This is a genomic window from Streptomyces sp. NPDC028308, from assembly GCF_055565855.1.
On sequence record NZ_JBVHTO010000021.1, the window covers coordinates 1 to 18,363 of the forward strand.

At 72.0% G+C, this 18,363-nt stretch carries 12 protein-coding genes and 1 pseudogene; 6 read left to right on the forward strand and 7 right to left on the reverse strand.

Translation table 11 applies throughout. The annotated features are described in order from the left end of the window. Window positions 1-88 precede the first annotated feature (88 nt). From ACZ4VA_RS37420 to ACZ4VA_RS37440, 5 genes and pseudogenes are all read right to left on the reverse strand, one after another. A pseudogene (locus ACZ4VA_RS37420) lies at window positions 89-302 on the reverse strand (SDR family oxidoreductase); the annotation flags it as partial. 115 nt (window positions 303-417) lie between these two features. Next, complete coding sequence (locus ACZ4VA_RS37425; RefSeq protein ID WP_468084375.1) at window positions 418-1,044, reverse strand: glyoxalase; 627 nt, start codon at window positions 1,042-1,044, stop codon at window positions 418-420. A gap of 159 nt (window positions 1,045-1,203) precedes the next feature. Then, window positions 1,204-1,581: an STAS domain-containing protein gene (locus ACZ4VA_RS37430; RefSeq protein ID WP_356173831.1), complete on the reverse strand. Its 378-nt coding sequence runs from the start codon at window positions 1,579-1,581 to the stop codon at window positions 1,204-1,206. A gap of 193 nt (window positions 1,582-1,774) precedes the next feature. Continuing rightward, window positions 1,775-2,152 carry a VOC family protein gene (locus ACZ4VA_RS37435; RefSeq protein ID WP_356239668.1) on the reverse strand — a complete coding sequence of 126 codons (378 nt, stop codon included), beginning with the start codon at window positions 2,150-2,152 and terminating at the stop codon, window positions 1,775-1,777. Between the two features lie 136 nt (window positions 2,153-2,288). Next, on the reverse strand, window positions 2,289-3,650 hold the full coding sequence (locus tag ACZ4VA_RS37440; protein ID WP_356173837.1) for an NAD(P)/FAD-dependent oxidoreductase: 1,362 nt from the start codon (window positions 3,648-3,650) through the stop codon (window positions 2,289-2,291). A gap of 1,128 nt (window positions 3,651-4,778) precedes the next feature. Here ACZ4VA_RS37440 and ACZ4VA_RS37445 point away from each other — a divergent pair. The 5 genes from ACZ4VA_RS37445 (at window position 4,779) to ACZ4VA_RS37465 (ending at window position 13,593) form a co-directional block, all read left to right on the forward strand. Next, on the forward strand, window positions 4,779-5,801 hold the full coding sequence (locus tag ACZ4VA_RS37445; RefSeq protein ID WP_468084379.1) for a LacI family DNA-binding transcriptional regulator: 1,023 nt from the start codon (window positions 4,779-4,781) through the stop codon (window positions 5,799-5,801). 526 nt (window positions 5,802-6,327) lie between these two features. Further along, on the forward strand, window positions 6,328-7,458 hold the full coding sequence (locus ACZ4VA_RS37450; RefSeq protein WP_356239673.1) for a glycoside hydrolase family 12 protein: 1,131 nt from the start codon (window positions 6,328-6,330) through the stop codon (window positions 7,456-7,458). Window positions 7,459-7,663: 205 nt separating this feature from the next. After that, entirely contained in the window at window positions 7,664-9,910 is a 2,247-nt protein-coding gene (locus ACZ4VA_RS37455) for a glycoside hydrolase family 3 N-terminal domain-containing protein (protein WP_468084381.1), read from the forward strand. Between the two features lie 166 nt (window positions 9,911-10,076). After that, a complete protein-coding gene (locus ACZ4VA_RS37460; protein ID WP_356239682.1) occupies window positions 10,077-12,302 on the forward strand; it encodes a glycoside hydrolase family 6 protein in 2,226 nt (741 codons plus the stop codon). A 175-nt stretch (window positions 12,303-12,477) separates the two neighbouring features. After that, complete coding sequence (locus ACZ4VA_RS37465) at window positions 12,478-13,593, forward strand: lytic polysaccharide monooxygenase (protein WP_468084384.1); 1,116 nt, start codon at window positions 12,478-12,480, stop codon at window positions 13,591-13,593. 123 nt (window positions 13,594-13,716) lie between these two features. On the opposite strand, the gene ACZ4VA_RS37470 is transcribed toward ACZ4VA_RS37465, so the two are convergent. Then, window positions 13,717-14,895: a spore photoproduct lyase family protein gene (locus ACZ4VA_RS37470; RefSeq protein WP_355791895.1), complete on the reverse strand. Its 1,179-nt coding sequence runs from the start codon at window positions 14,893-14,895 to the stop codon at window positions 13,717-13,719. 193 nt (window positions 14,896-15,088) lie between these two features. Then, window positions 15,089-17,209 (reverse strand): SpoIIE family protein phosphatase, encoded by a 2,121-nt coding sequence (locus tag ACZ4VA_RS37475; RefSeq protein WP_468084386.1) that lies wholly within the window; start codon window positions 17,207-17,209, stop codon window positions 15,089-15,091. 393 nt (window positions 17,210-17,602) lie between these two features. Here ACZ4VA_RS37475 and ACZ4VA_RS37480 point away from each other — a divergent pair, with 393 nt between their 5' ends. Then, entirely contained in the window at window positions 17,603-18,328 is a 726-nt protein-coding gene (locus tag ACZ4VA_RS37480) for a GAF and ANTAR domain-containing protein (protein ID WP_355793960.1), read from the forward strand. The last annotated feature ends 35 nt before the right edge of the window (window positions 18,329-18,363 follow it).

Consider the following 18,363-nt stretch of genomic DNA (forward strand, 5'->3'; position numbering starts at 1 on the left):
TCCGCCTTGCAGCTGCACGCACCAGACCCCGCTCGGGTCGGCCGGGACGAACCGTCTGTCACGGCCGACCTGATCCAAACGACAGGCCCTAGCCGAGGCCGCCGTTGCTTTGGAGCAGCTGGCCGTTGATCCATCCGCCCTCCGCCGAGCAGAGGAAGGTGACCAGACGCGCGCAGTCCCGCGGGACCCCGAGACGGCCCAGCGGGGTGAGGCGGGTGATCTCCGCCTTCTGCTCCTCGGCCATCCACCCCGTGTCCGTCGGGCCCTGGGTCGACGGCGTTGCAGGTGACGCCGAGGTGGGCACAGGGCGAGCGGGCGCCCGTCGACCGTCACGTCCCGCCGGGTTCCCCCGGGTGTCTCGCCAGTCATGATCCTCATCCTGGCGGGCCCCGCCGCGAACGGCACCGGGTTTTCCCGTCAGACCGTGACCGCCGGCGACGCGGCCTCCCAGGCGAAGCCGTCCGGGTCGGTGAAGGCCCCGGCGTCGCCACCGATCGTCAGCCGGTGCGATCCCGTGCCGTCGGGGGAGACGCCGGCGTCCTTGGCCAGCGCGCGCCGACGGTACAGCCCCAGCTTGACGGAGCCCGGACCGGTCTCGAACTCCACGTACATCCGGCCGAAGCTCTTCGCCACGGCGAGGCCTTGCTCGACGTAGAACCGCCTGCTCGCGGTCACGTCCGCCACTCCCAGCAGGAGCACCATGCCGTCGATCTGCGGGGTGGCCGGACCGGTGTCCTTCTTCGCCGAGGTCGCGATCTTCCAGATCGCGCCGTCCGGGGCCTGTACGACACCGCCGTAGCCCCAGAGCGACTTCGCGGCGGGCTTCAGCGAGGTGGCGCCGGCGGCCAGGGCGGCGCCCACGAAGTGGTCGACCGTGGCCGGCTGGGACACGGTGAGCGACAGCGTGAACCCGCGGAAGCCGGAGCTGGGCGCCTCGGAGGCGCGCAGCCGCAGCCGCGTGTCCAGGCCGAAGGCCTCGGTGTAGAAGCGGCGGGCGGCCGTGGGGTCGGCCACGTCCAGGGTGAGGGATGCGATGGATGCCATGTCCGCCACGCTAGTTGGGGGTCGGCGGCCGGCGCTTCTCGAATCCTGACCGTTCCGGCGGACCGTTCCCCTTGCGTCTTCGCCAGCCCTTTCGCGGCGTCCGTGCGGTGCCGCGCCGGAAGCGGCCGGGCCCGCGGCCCAGAGGTGGGCGGGCCGGCGTCAGAGCGTGCCCGACGCGAGGTCGTCCTCCCGGCCGTCCGTGGTGCGGCGCAGGGGGAGCCGGGCGCCCAGGTCCGTGGTGTCCGTGACGGCGCGCACGGCGGGGCTGGTGGAGGTGATCTCGACCGGCACCCCGATCATCTCCAGGGCGTCGGTCACACCCAGGAGGCTGTAGAGCCCGCCGGCGTCGCAGTAGGTGACCTCGGACAGGTCCAGCCGGACCAGCCGGGTGCTCCCGGGCAGGACGGCCGTGACGACGGCCTCCCGCAGCTGAGAGCTGGTGTGGACGTCGAGTTCGCCCACCAGCGCCATGAGCACGCCACCCTGGCCCTGCTCGCTGCGGCGCACGCGCAGCCCCGGCAGGAAGTCTCCGTTCACGACCGGCACTCTCCGACCGGCCGGAGCCGGTCATGACTGGGAAGGCCGCTGTTTTCCCAACGGCCCGGCCACAGTCTGCCCGACCCGGGCCCCGTCCTCCGGATCGGAGGGGCCCGTTCGAACATGCCTGCACTGCAGCGACACATCTCGTACACCGGCCGCTCAAAGAGCGCCGGCCGCTCCCGCCCGCCGGTCAGTCCCGGACCAGGCAGAACGGGTGGCCGGCCGGGTCGGCGTACACCCGCCAGCCGCGCCGCCCGTCACCGCCGTCGAGCAGGACCGCACCCGACTCCAGCGCGGTCTCCTCGGCCCGGTCGAGATCCGGGACGCCCAGGTCGAGGTGGAACTGCTGGGGCCGGTCGGGGTCCGGCCACCGGGGCGGCCGATGGTCGGCCACCCGCTGGAAGGCGAGCACGAACCCGGTGCCGGTGTGGAGCGTCGCCCAGTCCTCGCCGAGCGACCAGCGCGGGTCCGGCCGGTTCACCTCCCCGCCGAGCAGCGCCTCGTAGAACCGGGCGAGTTCGAGGGGCCCGGAGCAGTCCAGTACGACGCATTGCAGCTTGGCGGTCATGCCGGGCAGCGTAGACCGGGGCGGGCGCGGGTTTCCGTCCGCGTCCGCCCCGGTCGGGGCCCGCAGCGCCTCCCGGATGCGGCCTCTCACGCTGACCGTCCCCCGAGGGCGCGGAGCCCTCCGCGAAGACCGGCCCTCAGTGGCTCGCGACGCGCTCCTGGAGCTGCTCGGGGGTCAGATAGGCGTCCGTGTATTCGAAGTCCCGCAGCGTGGCGGGGGTGCGCGCCAGGAATCCCGTACGGACGAAGTCGTCGCCCGCCACCGTGTTCAGCGCCCAGTTCGTCGCCACCCTGACCTTCGCCACGTTGGTGCGCAGCGCCGACCAGTGGTAACCGCGGGCGGCGATCAGCGCGGGCAGGCCGCGCAGTTCGACACCCAGTGGCCGGGACACGGCGTCCATGCCACCGAGGTCGACGACGAGTCCCAGGTCCTTGTGGACGTACGGCGACATCCGCTGCCCGCGCAGCGTCGCGATGACGTTGTCGGCGACGTGCTTGCCCTGGCGCATCGCGTGCTGTGCGGTCGGCGGGCACACCGCGCCCTCCACGTCCTTGGCCTCGTCGGGCACGGCGGCGGCGTCACCGAGCGCGAAGACACCGTCGTGGCCCGGCAGGCACATCTCCGAGGTGACCGCCAGCCGCCCCTTGACCGTCTCGGCGCCCAGGGTGGCGATGAGCGGGCTCGCCGCGACACCGGCGGTCCAGATGAGCGTGCGGGTCGGGATCACGCGGCCGTCGGTGAAGGTGACCTCGTCCGGGCCCGCCTTCGCGATGGAGACGCCCAGCGAGACGTCGATGCCCCGCTTGCGCAGCACGTCCAGGGCGCTGCGGCCGAGCTTGTCGCCCAGTTCGGGCATCAGCTTCGGCGCGATGTCGATGAGATGCCACTTGATGAGCTTCGGGTCCAGCCGGGGGTAGCGCTTGACGGCGTTGTGCGTCAGGCGCTGAAGGCACGCGGCGGTCTCGGTGCCCGCGTAACCGCCGCCGACGACCACGAACTGCAGCCGCGCCGCGCGCTCCGCCTCGTCCACGCTGGCGTCGGCGATGTCGAGCTGCGAGATGACGTGGTCGCGGATGTAGACGGCCTCCGCGAGCGTCTTCATGCCCCGGGCGTTGTCGGCGAGACCGGGGATGTCGAAGGTGCGGGTCACGCTGCCCGGGGCCAGCACGATGTAGTCGTACCGCTCGTTGACGATGTCGCCGGAGATCGTGCGCACCACGCAGACCTTGGCCTTGAGGTCCACTCCGATGGCGCCGCCGGGGATGATCCGGGTGCGGTACCTGCGGCTGCGGCGCAGGGACACCGCGACCGACTGCGGGGTCAGCACTCCGGAGGCGACCTGGGGCAGCAGGGGCAGATAGAGCTGGTAGGAGAACGGTGTCACCAGAGCCAGGTCGGCCTCGTCGGGTCCGAGCTTGCGTTCCAGCCGCCGGACGCACTCCACTCCCGCGAAGCCCGCTCCCACTACCAAGATCCTCGGTCGTGACACGATTTTCATCCCTTCACCGGCTGAGACTTGTCTGGCTCCCAGGGGTCTCTCTGCCCCCGGGCAGCCGCCTCGCACTTGTTCGATCCCATCGCGCAACGGGCCGACGCGCCACCGGGCGCCTCTCCGACGGGGCGCCCTTCACCGGGACGGCCGCCGGTCGCGGCCCCGGACGGCGTGCCGACGGCGCCCGGCGACGGCGTCGTCGCCGAGCCGTCTACGAGTGCCCGGGAGCGCGCGAAGTACCCCCGCCGACGCCCGTCCGGTGGGGCGCCCGCGGAACGGGCCGCGACGCATGGCTTTTCCGGCTCCGCGGGCGCCACAACTCCGCTCACTCGTGTCGGAGGAAATCTGTCGTGGCGAGAGTAGACATTCGGCGCCGCCGGGCGCTAACGTCGTCCTCGTAGCCAAGAAGTCATCAAGGCGCGGCGGAGGCGAACCGCCGCGTGTGCTGGACCCGCATATGCAGGGCACGGCAGTGGAGTGGCAGGGCCGGAGGATGCCGGGGTCCTGTCGCTGGCTGCCGGACCCGGCGGCTCACAGGAGCCGTCGACGGTGCGCGGGGACAGCAGGAGCACCATCGGAGATCGAGCACGAAGGAGGTCGACACCATCAGGATCGCCCGGGCGTGTGATCGGCCCGGGTACCGCAGGCCCCGGAACGGAAGGTGGTCTCACGGTCACGCATCCGCGATCCCCGCACTCGCTCACGTCCCCCCGGCGAGCGTGCGGAAACAGAAGGCCGGTGCTGCAGTAGGCCGGCAGATGGTGTTGTAGAAACAGGGGCCCTGGCGCCGAACCGGCGTCAGGGCCCCTCGACTTGCGCCCGGCACGTCCGCGGAGCCGAGTCCCGCAGGAGGCGTTTCGCGCCACCCGCTCCCCGACTCGCCGTTGTCGGCCCGTCGTTGGGCTCTCCGCCGCTCCGGCTGCCCGGCGCTTCGACTTCTTCTCGGCGCTCAGGCTGCCCGGCGTTCCGGCTTTCTGGCGCTGCGATTCCTGACGGACTCCGATGTGTGCGGTGCGGCCGAAGTGCGGCACGCCCCAAGGCCGTTACGCCCCCACCCCCGTGCGCGGAGCGCCCGGTGCCCGACCCGGCCGGGTCGTAGTATCGGGTGATCTCGGGTGGGAGGTGGGGTGGGGTATGGGCAGGCGACGTCCCGGCGGCCCGACGCTGGAGGAGGTGGCCGCCCGCGCGGGGGTGGGGCGCGGCACCGTCTCACGCGTCATCAACAACGCTCCAGGCGTGCGCGGTTCGACCCGGGAAGCGGTGCGGCGCGCGATCGCGGAGCTGGGATACGTGCCGAATCTGGCCGCGCGTTCGCTGGCCGGCCGCCGCGCCGACGCCGTGGCACTGGTCATGACGGAGACGGACTGGCGGCTCTTCGGCGAACCCTTCTTCAGCGAGGTCGTCCGCGCGGTCGGCGACGCCCTGACGGACACCGGCATGCAGCTCCTGCTGACCCTCATCCGCTCCGAGACCGAACGGCAGCGCTTCGTGGAGTACGCACGCGGCGGCCGGGTGGACGGGGTCCTGCTCATGTCCGTCCGCGCCCAGGACCCGCTGCCGGACATGCTCGCGGACGCCGGTCTGCCCACCGTCCTGCTGGGGCGCCGCACCGGCGAGGAGTGCGTGACGTACGTCGACGCGGACAACGTCGGCGGTGCCCGCAGCGCGGTCTCCCACCTGCTGGACAGCGGACGCGGGGCCATCGCGACCATCACCGGACCGCTCGACATGTACGTGGCCCAGTGCCGGTTGCGCGGGTATCGCGAGGCGTTGCGGCGCGCGGGCGTCGCCGACGAGCCGTCCCTGGTCGTGGAGGGCGACTTCACCGAGGAGAGCGGGCGCCGGGCGATGGCCGAACTCATCGAGCGGCATCCCGGCATCGACGGTGTCTTCGCGGCCTCGGACACCACCGCCGCCGGGGCGTTGACGGCGCTGCGCGCGGCCGGCCGCCGGGTGCCCGACGACGTCGGGGTGGTCGGCTTCGACGACTTCCTGCTGGCCCAGAACACGGACCCCAAGCTGACCACGGTCCGCCAGCCGGTGGACGAGATCGGCCGGGCCATGGTGCGGTTGCTGGGGGAGGAGATGGAGGAGCCGGCGGTGGCCTGGCGGCACGTCATCCTCCGGACGGAACTGGTCCTGCGCGACTCGGCCTGAGGCGCGGCGACACTTGCCCGCCGGATCGACGGCGGCGGCTGCGGCTGCGGCCGGGCGAACCGAACCGGCTGCGGTCCACGAAAATCATGCCGAACGAGCCGTACGTGGACCGAGCCGGATGAGGCGTGGGCAAACCGCACCGGCCGAAACCCGCGTGAACGGTGTCGGCCGAGGCGTACGTGAGCGGGCCGAGGCGCACGAGGACCGTGCCGAACGAGGGGTACGTGAGCCCTTCCGTGCGAGGCGTACGTGAACCCTGTTTCGGGGCGGACGGCGCCGGGACTCCGACCGTCGAATGTTTTCGGGAGCGCTCCCAACTCCTCGACGTCCGTACGAAGTTGATTCGCTGAGGGCCTCCGACCTCGGACTTCGAAATTGGTTCGACGGCGTCCCGTCCACACTCTTGTCAGGGACATGCGCGACTCCTACAGTCCCTTTCGAATCGCGAGTGGGAGCGCTCCCATCCTGACGAGGACGGAACGCCCCCGAAGACTCCGGCCGCCCCTCCCAGAGAGGATCCCCCCGCATGCGACCGTTACCGCACCTGGCCCGCGCCGCGCGTGGCCTGTTCGGCGCACTGCTCACCGCTCTCGCTCTCGTCGCGACACTCGTCACCGTCACGACGCCGGCCCACGCGGACACGACCATCTGTGAAGAGTTCGGATCGACCACGATCCAAGGCCGCTACGTGGTCCAGAACAACCGGTGGGGCACCAGCGCCACCCAGTGCATCACCGCCACCGACACCGGGTTCCGGATCAACCAGGCGGACGGATCCGTGCCGACCAACGGCGCCCCGAAGTCGTACCCCTCGGTCTTCAACGGCTGTCACTACACGAACTGTTCGCCGGGAACCAAGCTGCCGGCACAGCTCAGCACCATCTCCGCCGCGCCGACCAGCATCTCCTACGGCTACGTGAACGACGCCGTCTACGACGCGGCCTACGACATCTGGCTCGACCCGACGCCCCGCACCGACGGCGTGAACCGGACCGAGATCATGATCTGGTTCAACAAGGTGGGCCCGGTTCAGCCGGTGGGCTCGCAGGTCGGCACGGCGACCGTGGCCGGGCGCACCTGGCAGGTCTGGTCCGGCAACAACGGCGGCAACGACGTCCTTTCCTTCGTCGCCCCCTCCGCGATCGGCAGCTGGAGCTTCGACGTCATGGACTTCGCCGACCAGGCCGTGGCGCGCGGACTGGCCCAGAACAACTGGTACCTGACGAGCGTTCAGGCCGGCTTCGAGCCCTGGCAGAACGGTGCCGGGCTCGCGGTCAACTCCTTCAGCTCCACGGTCACCACAGGAGGCGGCGGCGACCCGGGCGAGCCCGGCGGCTCCACCGCCTGCAAGGTCGCCTACGGCACCAACGTCTGGCAGGGCGGCTTCACCGCCGACGTCACGGTCACCAACTCCGGTTCCGCCGCCGTCGACAACTGGAAACTGGCGTTCACCCTGCCCTCCGGGCAGCGCATCACCAATGCCTGGAACGCCACGGTGACCCCGTCCTCGGGAGCGGTCACGGCGACCGGCCTGACCCACAACGCGCGTATCGCGGCGGGGGCCAGCCAGACCTTCGGATTCCAGGGGACCTACGGCGGCACGTTCGCCAAGCCGGCGGCCTTCAGCCTGAACGGCACGGCCTGCACGACCGCGTGACGTCCTCGCGGCACGACACCGGTGCGGCCCGCGCCGCCACGACCTGACCGGTCGCCGCGGGCACGCGTCCGGCATCCGCCGCGGCAGTCCGCTCCGGGGCCCGCTCCACTTCCCTGCGCCGACGGGAGGGCCCCGGAGCAACCCGCCGCCCGCCACCCCGCCGTTTCCCCGCCCCTCCGGAGCCCGACCGGAAAGGCCCCCCCGCATGAGCCTTTCGCACTCCCGGCGTCCGGCGCTCGTCGCCGCACTGAGCGCCGTGGCCCTCGCCCTCACCGCGCTCACCGCCGCCGCACCGCACCAGCCCGAGGCGTCCACGTCCTCCGCCGCGTTCCCCTACCAGGACCCGTCCCTGTCGGTGCCGGTCAGGGTCGACGACCTGCTCGGCCGGATGACGCTCGACGACAAGCTGGGCCAGATGACGCAGATCGAGAAGGACGCGCTCGTCCCGGTCTCCGATCTCGCCACCCACCGCATCGGTTCGGTGCTGTCCGGCGGCGACTCCACGGTCAGCCCCAACAACGCCCAGACCTGGGCGGACACCTATGACGCACTGCAGCGCACCGCGCTCGGCACACCGCTCGGCATCCCGCTGATCTACGGGATCGACGCGGTCCACGGCCACAACGCAGTGCGCGGCGCCACCATCTTTCCGCACAACATCGGGCTCGGCGCCACACGCGATCCCGCGCTCGTGCGCCGCGTCGGGCGGGCGGTGGCCGAGGAGGTGGCCGCCACCGGCATCGACTGGGACTTCGCGCCGTGCCTGTGCGTGGCCCGCGACGACCGCTGGGGCCGTACGTACGAGTCGTTCGGCGAGAAGCCCGAGCTGCCCGCCGCCATGGCCACGCTCGTCACCGGCCTCCAGGGCGACACCCTGGGCGCGGACCCCGCCTCCGTGCTCGCCACGGCCAAGCACTACATCGGCGACGGCGGCACCGCCGGCGGCGTCGACCAGGGCGACACGCGGATCTCCGAGGCGGAGCTGCGCGCCGTGCACCTGCCGCCGTTCCAGGAGGCGGTGCGGCGGGGCGTGGGCGCGGTGATGCTCACCTACAGCAGTTGGAACGGCGTGAAGGCGCACGGCGACAAGTACCTCGTCACCGACGTGCTCAAGGGCGAACTCGGCTTCAGCGGCTTCGTCGTGTCCGACTGGGCCGCCGTCGACCAGTTGGACGGACAGAGCGGCTTCACCGGCGCCGAGATCACCAAGGCCGTCAACGCCGGCGTCGACATGGTGATGGTGCCGCACGACTACAAGAAGTTCCTGACGCTGCTGCGAGGTGAGGTGACCACGGGGCGGATCGCGCAGACCCGCGTCGACGACGCCAATCGGCGCATCCTGACGAAGAAGTTCCAACTCGGCCTGTTCGAGCGCCCGTTCACCGACCGGTCACTGACTCCCGGGGTCGGCTCCGCCGCGCACCGGGCCCTCGCCCGGGATGCGGTGCGGGCCTCGCAGGTGCTGCTCAGGAACGAGGGAGGGGTGCTGCCGCTGCCGAGGACGGCGAAGGTGTTCGTGGCCGGCAAGTCCGCCGACGACATCGGCAACCAGAGCGGCGGCTGGACCGTGGGCTGGCAGGGCCGCAGCGGCGCCGTCACCGACGGCACCACCGTCCTCCAGGGCATCCGCGCCGCCGTCTCCGACCCCGCTCGGGTCACCTACGACCGCTACGGGAACGGCATCGACGCGACCTACACGGCCGCCGTCGCGGTGGTGGGCGAGACCCCGTACGCGGAAGGCCGCGGCGACCGGCCGGGCGGCCTGGGGCTGGACCAGGAGGACCTGGCGACGCTCAGCCGGCTGAAGGCGAGCGGCGTGCCCGTGGTCACCGTGCTCGTCTCCGGCCGACCGCTCGACATCGCGTCCCAACTGAGTGACTGGAAGGCGCTGTTGGCGGCTTGGCTGCCGGGCACCGAGGGCGCCGGAGTCGCCGACGTCCTGTTCGGCGGCTACGCCCCCACCGGCAAGCTCCCCGTGACGTGGATGAAGAGCGCCTCCCAGCAGCCCGTCAACGACGGCGACGGGAAGGTCCCCCTCTTCCCGTACGGGTACGGACTGACCTACTCCGGCGCGGACCCCGAACCGACACCGACACCCACGCCGACGCCGACGCCGACGCCGACGCCGACACCGACACCGACACCGACGCCGACCGGCGCCGAGTGCACCGCGCAGTTCCGTGTCGCCTCGTCCTGGGGTGGCGGCTACCAGGCTGAGATCACCGTCCGGAACTCCGGGTCGACTCCCCTCACGGGCTGGGCGGTCGACTGGGACCTGGGCGGGGCCACCGTCACCAACCTCTGGAACGGCACGCTGACCCCGTCCCAGGGCCGGCCCACCGTCCGCAACGCCGCCTTCAACGGCTCGCTGTCACCCGGCGGGACGACGTCCTTCGGCTTCACCGCGAGCGGCACCGCCGGCGCACCCGTCCCGCACTGCGCGGCGAGCTGATCCCCGACACCCCGACGCGCCCGCCGGTGCTCCGCCGAGACCGACGCGCCGGGCCCGGCCACCCCCGCACGGAAGGACGGACGCACGTGCCTGGATGGGCGACCGCCCGTCCAGGCGCACCTCGCACCACCTCGTACCACCCGCAGAACACCCACGAGGAGGGCACATGACCGACCGGACCCCACGCGCAGGCGCCCGTCCGCCGAGGTTCCGCCGCAGACGATGGCGGACGGCCGCGCTCGCCACCACGCTGGCCACCGCCCTGCTGGGCGTGGCGGGACAGCTCTCGCCCCAGCCGGCCGCCGCCGCGGAGGCCCACGTCGACAACCCGTTCGCCGGCGCCACCTTCTACACCAACCCGGACTACACGGCCCTGGTGGGCACTTCAGCAGCGAAGACGTCCGACGCCGCGCTCAAGGCGAAGATGGAGACGGTCGCGACCTACCCCACCGCGGTGTGGCTTGACCGGATCGCAGCGATCGGCGGCGGCACCGCCAACGGAGGCCGCAAGAGCCTGGCCGACCATCTCGACCTGGCACTGGCCCAGAAGAAGCCCGGGCAGCCCGTCACCGCGACCTTCGTCGTGTACGACCTGCCCGGCCGGGACTGCGCGGCACTCGCCTCCAACGGCGAACTGCCCCTCACCCAGGCGGGACTGGACCGGTACAAGAGCGAATACATCGACGCCATCGCCGATGTGTTCGACGACCCGAAGTACCAGGACGTCCGCATCACCACGGTCATCGAACCGGACGGCCTGCCGAACCTGGTCACCAACGGCGCGGACCCGGAGTGCGCCCAGGCCAAGAGCAGCGGCATCTACGTCCAGGGTGTGCGGTACGCCCTGAACAAACTGCACGCCATCCCCAACGTCTACACGTACCTGGACTTCGCGCACTCGGGCTGGCTCGGCTGGGACAACAACCTCTCCCAGACCGTGCAGTTGTACACGGACGTGGCCAAGGGCACCACGGCGGGACTCGTCAGCGTCGACGGACTGATCACCAACGTCGCCAACTACACGCCGCTGGAGGAGCCGTTCCTCACCGACCCGGACAAGACGGTCGGCGGCAACATGGTCAAGTCCGGGAAGTACTACGAGTGGAACCCGAACTTCGACGAGACCGACTTCACGAGGAACGTGCACCGGGCACTCGTGTCCGCCGGATGGCCCGCCGCGACGGGCATGGTCGTCGACACCTCCCGCAACGGCTGGGGCGGAGCGGCCCGGCCCACCGCCGCGAGCACCAGCACCACCCTCGACACCTACATCAGCGAGTCCAAGGCGGACCGCCGCACCCACCGCGGACTGTGGTGCAACGTCGCGGGCGCCGGAATCGGGCAGCGCCCCCAGGCGTCCCCGGCCGGCTACCCCGACTCCCACCTCGACGCGTTCCTGTGGGTGAAGCCGCCGGGGGAGTCCGACGGCGCCAGCACCGACATCCCGAACGACGAGGGCAAGCGGCTCGACCCGATGTGCGACCCCACGTACACCGCGCCCAACGCCGGCAACAGCAAGACAGGTGCCCTGCCGGGCGCCCCGCTGGCCGGACACTGGTTCCACGACGAGTTCGCGATGCTGGTCAAGAACGCCTACCCGGCCGTGCCCACGGACGGCGGCGGCACTCCGGGCGGCGACACCACCGCGCCCAGTGTCCCGAGCGGCCTCAAGGCCACCGCGAAGACGGCGACGAGCGCCTCCCTGTCCTGGACGGCGTCCACCGACGACACCGGGGTGACCGGCTACGACGTCTACCGCGACGGTACGAAGGCCACCTCGTCGCCGGTGACCGGAACCACCTTCACCGACACCGGGCTCAGCGCCGGCACCGCCTACAGCTACACCGTCCGCGCCCGTGACGCCGCCGGCAACGTCTCCGCGCCCTCCAGCGCCCTGAGCGTCACCACCGACCCCGGCGGCGGCGGTCCGGAGCCCTCCGGAGGCCTCACCGTCCGCTACCGGAACAGCGACACCTCGGCCACCGACAACGCCATCAAGCCGAACCTGCGCATCGTCGACACCGGCAGCGACGCGGTCGACCTGACCAAGGTCACCGCCCGCTACTACTTCACCCGGGACGGCGGTTCCGCCACGGTCAACGCCTGGTGCGACTACGCGGCCGTCGGCTGCTCCGCCCTCGACCTCAAGGTCGTGCCGCTGAGCACACCGGTCGCGGGAGCCGACGCCTATCTCGAAGTCGGCTTCAAATCAGGCACGTTGGGGGCCGGCAAGGACACCGGTGACATCCAGCTGCGGATGAGCAAGTCCGACTGGTCGGCCTTCGACGAGGTCGGTGACTACAGCCGGAGCACGGCCACGTCCTACACGGACGCCCCGGCGATCCCGGCCTACCTCGGCACCGTACGCGCCTGGGGCACCCCGCCCGCCTGACCAGCCCGGCCGCCCCAGCGGGCGGCACACCGCCTCCCCGCCCGTCCGGCCGGCACCCTCGCCGGACGGGCGGGGACTCCAAGACCGGCCGCGGCCCGCACCACGGCCCCCGGCACCCGCCGCGACACGCGGCACCCGATCTCGAACCGCCCGAGTACGACCGGAAGGAGAGGACATGGCTCGACGCAGCACCGTTCTGTCGCGACGCGGCACCATTCTGTCGATGGCGGCCGCCTTCGCCACCCTGATCGCGGCGCTCGGCATGACCCTGCTGGGACAGGGCTCCGCCCAGGCACACGGGGTGGCGATGCTTCCCGGCTCGCGCACCTACCTGTGCTACCTGGACGCCCGGACGGGCAACGGAGCACTGGACCCGACGAACCCCGCGTGCCGGGACGCCGTCGCGAAGAGCGGCACGACACCGCTCTACAACTGGTTCGCCGTACTGGACTCCCAGGCGGGCGGCAAGGGCGCCGGCTACGTGCCGGACGGCACCCTGTGCAGCGCCGGCGACCGGTCCCCGTACGACTTCTCCGCCTACAACGCGGCCCGCTCCGACTGGCCGAGGACGCACCTCACCTCGGGGAAGACCCTCCAGGTGCAGTACAGCAACTGGGCCGCGCACCCGGGCTCGTTCCGGGTCTACCTGTCCAAGCCCGGCTGGTCGTCCACGTCCGAACTGGGCTGGGACGACCTGGACCTGATCCAGACGGTCACCAACCCGTCCCAGCAGGGTTCGCCGGGCACCGACGGCGGCCACTACTCCTGGGACCTGACCCTGCCCTCCGGGCGCTCGGGCAACGCCCTGATCTTCATCCAGTGGGTGCGGTCCGACAGCCAGGAGAACTTCTTCTCCTGCTCCGACATCGTCTTCGACGGCGGCAACGGGGAAGTGACCGGCATCAGGAACCCCGGCGGCACCCCGACCCCTACCCCCACGCCCACCCCCACTCCGACCCCGACTCCCTCGGATCCGCATACCGGCTCTTGCATGGCCGTCTACAGCGTCGTGAACTCCTGGAGCGGCGGCTTCCAGGCGTCCGTCGAGGTGATGAACCACGGCACGGAACCGCGCAACGGCTGGGCCGTGGCGTGGAAACCGGGCACGGGCACCAAGATCAGTAGCTTGTGGAACGGTTCCCTGTCCACGGCGAGCGACGGCACGGTCACGGTCAAGAACGTCGACCACAACCGGGTCATCGCCGCCGACGGCAGTGTCACCTTCGGCTTCACCGCCACCTCCACGGGCAACAATCTGCCCGCCGGATCGATCGGCTGCGTGCCGGTCTAGGGCCCGATACGGCGTGCCGGCCGCGTGACCTCCAGAGGTCGGCGGCCGGCCCGTCGCTGTGTGACGAACCGTCAGCATGCCTTGTGGTGAGGCGACTTGCCCAGACGTGGTTGTACCCGTGGCTCAGAACGCGTACCGGATGCGCAGCCAGGGGGCCCGGTCGGCGACCAGATCGCGCAGGCGCCGCACCGCGCGCGCCTTGATGTCCACGGCGTAGCGGACGTTCAGCGCGCCGTTCTCGGAGCGCTTGGCCTCCTGGAGGTCGGGCTGCCACAGGACGTCCTCGGCGCGGGGGTGCCATCCGAGGTTGACCTCGTGCAGCTCCCGGTTGTGCGTCAGCATGATCACCTCGGCGGCCGCCTGCCGCTTGACCCGGTCCGGCAGGACGTCGTCGAGGTGCGTGAGCAGTTCCGTCCACGCCTCCTCCCAGCCGGGGCGCACCACGACGGGGGAGAGGTTGAAGTGCACCTCGTAGCCCGCGTCCAGGAAGTCCGCGGCGGCGGCGATCCGCTCGGCGACGGGGGAGGTGCGCACGTCCAGCAGCCGGGAGTCCTCGGGAGGCATCACCGAGAAGCGGATACGGGTCCGGCCGCGCGGGTCGAGGGCCAGCAGGTCCGGGTTGACGAACTTGGTCGCGAAGGACGCCTTGGCCGTCGGCCACTGCCGGAAGGCGTGCACGAGATCAGCGGTGTTGTCGCAGATCAGGGCGTCGACCGAGCAGTCGCCGTTCTCGCCGATGTCGTACACCCAGGCCTCGGGGTCGCACTGGTTCGGCTCGGTCTTGGGGCCCTGGCGTGCGATGTGCCGGCCGATGTGGGCGACGATCCGGTCGATGTTCGTGAAGACCGTGATCGGGTTGGCGTACCCCTTGCGGCGGGGCACGTAGCAGTAGGCGCAGGCCATCGCGCAGCCGTTGGAGGCGCCCGGGGCGATCCAGTCGGCGGACCTGCCGTTGGGGCGCGTGGCCGGTGACTTCCGCTCGCCGAGCACGAGTGTCTCGCCCTTGACGCGCACCCAGCGTGCGACGTTGCCCTCGTTGCCGTGCAGCCCGGGGATGCGCCAGTGGGACTCGACCTCGACGAGCCGCGCCTCGGGGAACCGGGCGATGATCTGCCGGCCGCGCGGGGAGGCGGCCGCCGCGGGCTCGGCGTGGATCTCCTGTACGGGAAGCAGGCGCCGCGCGGTGTCGGAGTCCCGGTAGGACGGCCGGTCGTGGCTCGGCGCCGCGGGCGCGGGGCCCAGGGCGTCGAGTCCGAACAGGGTGTCGGAGTCGTCGTCCGAGGCGCTGGACGGGTGGTGCATGGACGCTCCGGATCGGATGGCGCGGGACTGGACCGGGTCAGCAGCGGACCGGTCAGAAGCGGACGAAACGCGTCTCCCACTGTACGGGCAGCCACGGCGTGGGGACGGGTGACCCCGGTCGCGAGGGGCCGCGCCCGCCAGGTCCCGAGGGCGCGCCGCCCCCGGTCCGACCGGCACCGGCGGGCGGGGCGGATCAGCGGCCGGACCGTTCCTGCAGGACCAGGAGCGCGATGTCGTCGGTACGGTGCTCGGTCGCACGGGTCATGCTCAGCAGGTCGTCGATCAGCAGGTTCAGGTCACGGTCGTCGGCGCGGGCGAGCCGGCCGGCCAGATCGGCGACGGAATCGTCGAGATCGATACCCGGTGTCTCGATCAGACCGTCGGTGTACAGGAGGAGCAGCATGCCGGGGGTGAGCGGGATCTCGGTCAGGGGGAAGACGGCGTCGGGGTCGACCCCGAGCAGCGGTCCGGGCGCGACGGCGACGGGCCTGGTGTCACCGTCGGGAAGCCGCAGCAGCGGCGGTGGGTGACCTGCGCCGGCCAGCGTGACGCGCCGGGCGGCGAAGTCGAAGTGGGCGTAGAGGCAGCTGGTGAACAGGTCGGGGGACAGTTCCGTCAGAAGCCGGTTGGTCCTGGCGAGGACCCGGTCGGGGGAGGTGCCGAGGGTCGCGTGGGCGTAGACGCCGGTGCGGACCTGGCCCATCAGGGCGGCCGCGGCGACGTTGTGGCCCTGGACGTCGCCGATGACGGCAGCGGCGGCCGTGTCACCGAGCCGGATCAGGTCGTAGAAGTCCCCGCCGATGTCCATGCCCCGGGTCGCGGGCAGGTAGCGCGCGGCGACCCGCGCCCCGGCCACCCGGGGAAGGGTACGCGGGAGCAGGGCCTGCTGAAGGCCGTGCGCGAGGTCCTGCTTGACGTCGTACAGGCGGGCGCGGTCCAGCGCCTGCGCGATGAGCCCGGCCAGCGACGTCAGCACGGCGCGTTCCTCGGCCGGGAACGTGTGCGGTCGGTCGTAGGACAGGATGCAGCACCCGACGGGACGGCCGGAGATGATGAGCGGCAGGAAGGCCCACGCCTCCTTGCCGCTGACCTGCGGCGCCTCGGGATACAGCCGCCGCATCTCCTGCGTGTTCGCGAAGAACGCGGGTGTGCCGTTGCCGAGGGCGCGTCCGGCCGGGGTGAAGTCGGTGTCCAGGGGCAGGCCGTCCAGGCGCTCGATGCTCTGCGCCGAGTAGCCGCGATGGCCGGTGATGCGCAGCCGGCCGGCGTCGGCGGCGGACAGGACCAGGCCCTGCGCGCCGAACGCGGGCATGATCTGGTCGGCGACCAGGTCGATGACGTCCTGGACCCCGACCACCTCGGTCAGCGCGGCGGCCAGGTGGGTGAGCTGGTAGAGCCGCCCGGCGCGCGTGGGGGCGACGCTGCTCGCGGACCGGGCGGTTCCCGGGAGCGGCGGGGAGGGGGTGCCGGTGGGCACGATACGGACGCTGATGCCGCTGGCGTCCGGGTAGAGGTGGAAGTCGAGCCACCGGTCGGGCGGGCGGCACGCGGTGAAGACGATGGGCTCGCGGCTCAGCACCGCGGCACGGTAGCGGTCCTCGTAGGCCGGGTCGTCCAGCCAGCGCAGGGACTGCCACGGCAAGGTCCCCAGCAGGCGGTTCGCCGGGCAGCCCAGCAGGTCTGAGGCGCCGGAGCTGAGGTAGACGAAGCGGCCCCCCAGGTCCAGCGAGCAGCTTCCGCCGGGCAGGCGCTCCACAAAGTCCTCGGCGGCCGTGGACGGGATGCCAAAGCGGTCGTGGTCCGCCGCGGCCACGACCCGGGGCTCGGCGCGCGGGGCGGGAGCGTGGCCCTGCCCAGCGGCCTCCTCCAGCAGCCGGGCCAGCCGCCGGCAGCTCGACGCGATGTTGCCGCGCTCCCGCCCGGTCATGTACGGCGGACGGGTGGCCGGCCACATCAGCAGCAGCGTGCCCCACCGCCGGGCGCCCGTGACCGGCGCGGCGACCAGCGCCAGCGGATACGGAAGCACCATCGCTGTGCGCGGATACGAGCGGGCCATCTCCTCCTGGCTGCCCACCCACACCATCCGGTCCTCCCGGACCGCGTCCGCCACGGGTGCCGGAGAGGCCGTCGCGACCCGTGTCCACGGAGCGGCGAACTCGGCGGGCGCTCCGCACAGCACGTCCAGCCACAGCACCTGCTCACCCGGCGCGAGCAGGTACAGCGCGCCGAGGGACGCACCCGTCCGGCGCACGGTCTCCGCGAACTCGGCATCCAGGGCGCGCTCGGCGGCGGCCGGATCACCCACGCTGGTCACCAGGCACCTCCAGCATCGCGGACGCCTCCCCGGACGGCTGCCACATCAGGCACGCCGGACGCACCGGAAGTCGCCCCCCTCTGGACGGTACGCCGATGGGAAGCGGTCGGCACGTCGCTGCCGTGCCCGGGGCGTGCCACCGGGCGTGTCCGGCACAGGCCCGTGAGGTCGGGCGACAGCCGGGCGGAGCCGCAGGAACGCGGCAGGCATCGGCGGGTTCCGCCAGGGCCCAGCGTGGTACTCGGGAGGAAGGAAGACCACGCCGCCCCGACGACGACACAGGCGCCGGACGGCGGTGGCACCGGAGGTGTTCCTGCGGATGCCGGACTCCGTCGGCCCAGTGGCGCCGACGCCGATCGAAGGGGCCGCGGGCCTTGCGCGAAGGAACACATGATGAACGCTGATGACATGTACGGCAGCAGGGACATCACGCAGTGGCTGCTGGACACCGACACCCTGGAGGAGTTCCTCCAGGCGCTGGCCGAGACCGCCCTGGAGCTGTCGGAGGGAGAGGGCGTCGGGGTGACCGTGGAGGGCGACGGCAAGCCCGTCACGGTGGTGAGCGCGGGCCCCGCGGCGCCCAAGCTGGACGAGAAGCAGTACGGCCGGGACGACGGCCCCTGTCTTCAGGCGCTGCGCACCGGCGAGGAGGTCGCGGTCGTCGACATGCTGCGGGAGAGCCGCTGGGGTGACTATCCCGCCTACGCCGCCGCGTGCGGGGTCCGCTCCTCGCTCTCCCTGCCGATCGCCGCCCACACCCGTACCGCGGGCGCGCTCAACCTGTACGGCGGCCCGCCCGACGCGTTCGCGGACAAGGACCTCACCGCCCTGCGGTTCCTGGCGGCCCAGGCCACCGGTGGCATCGCGGTGGCCCAACGCCTCGCGGACACGCAGGAGTTCACCGCACAGCTCCAGACCGCCATGCAGTCCCGCAGCGTCATCGACCAGGCCCTGGGCGTGATCATGGGCCAGCGCCGCTGCACCGCGGCCGAGGCCTTCGACACCCTGAGGTCCGCCTCCCAGCACCGCAACATCAAACTCCGCGACCTGTGCGCCGAGTTGATCACCAACGTCACCGGAGGACCGCCGGCCGAGCCGGAGTTCCGGCCGCGCGGGTGATCGCCGGGCAATGAGATGTGGGGACTTGTGGGAGC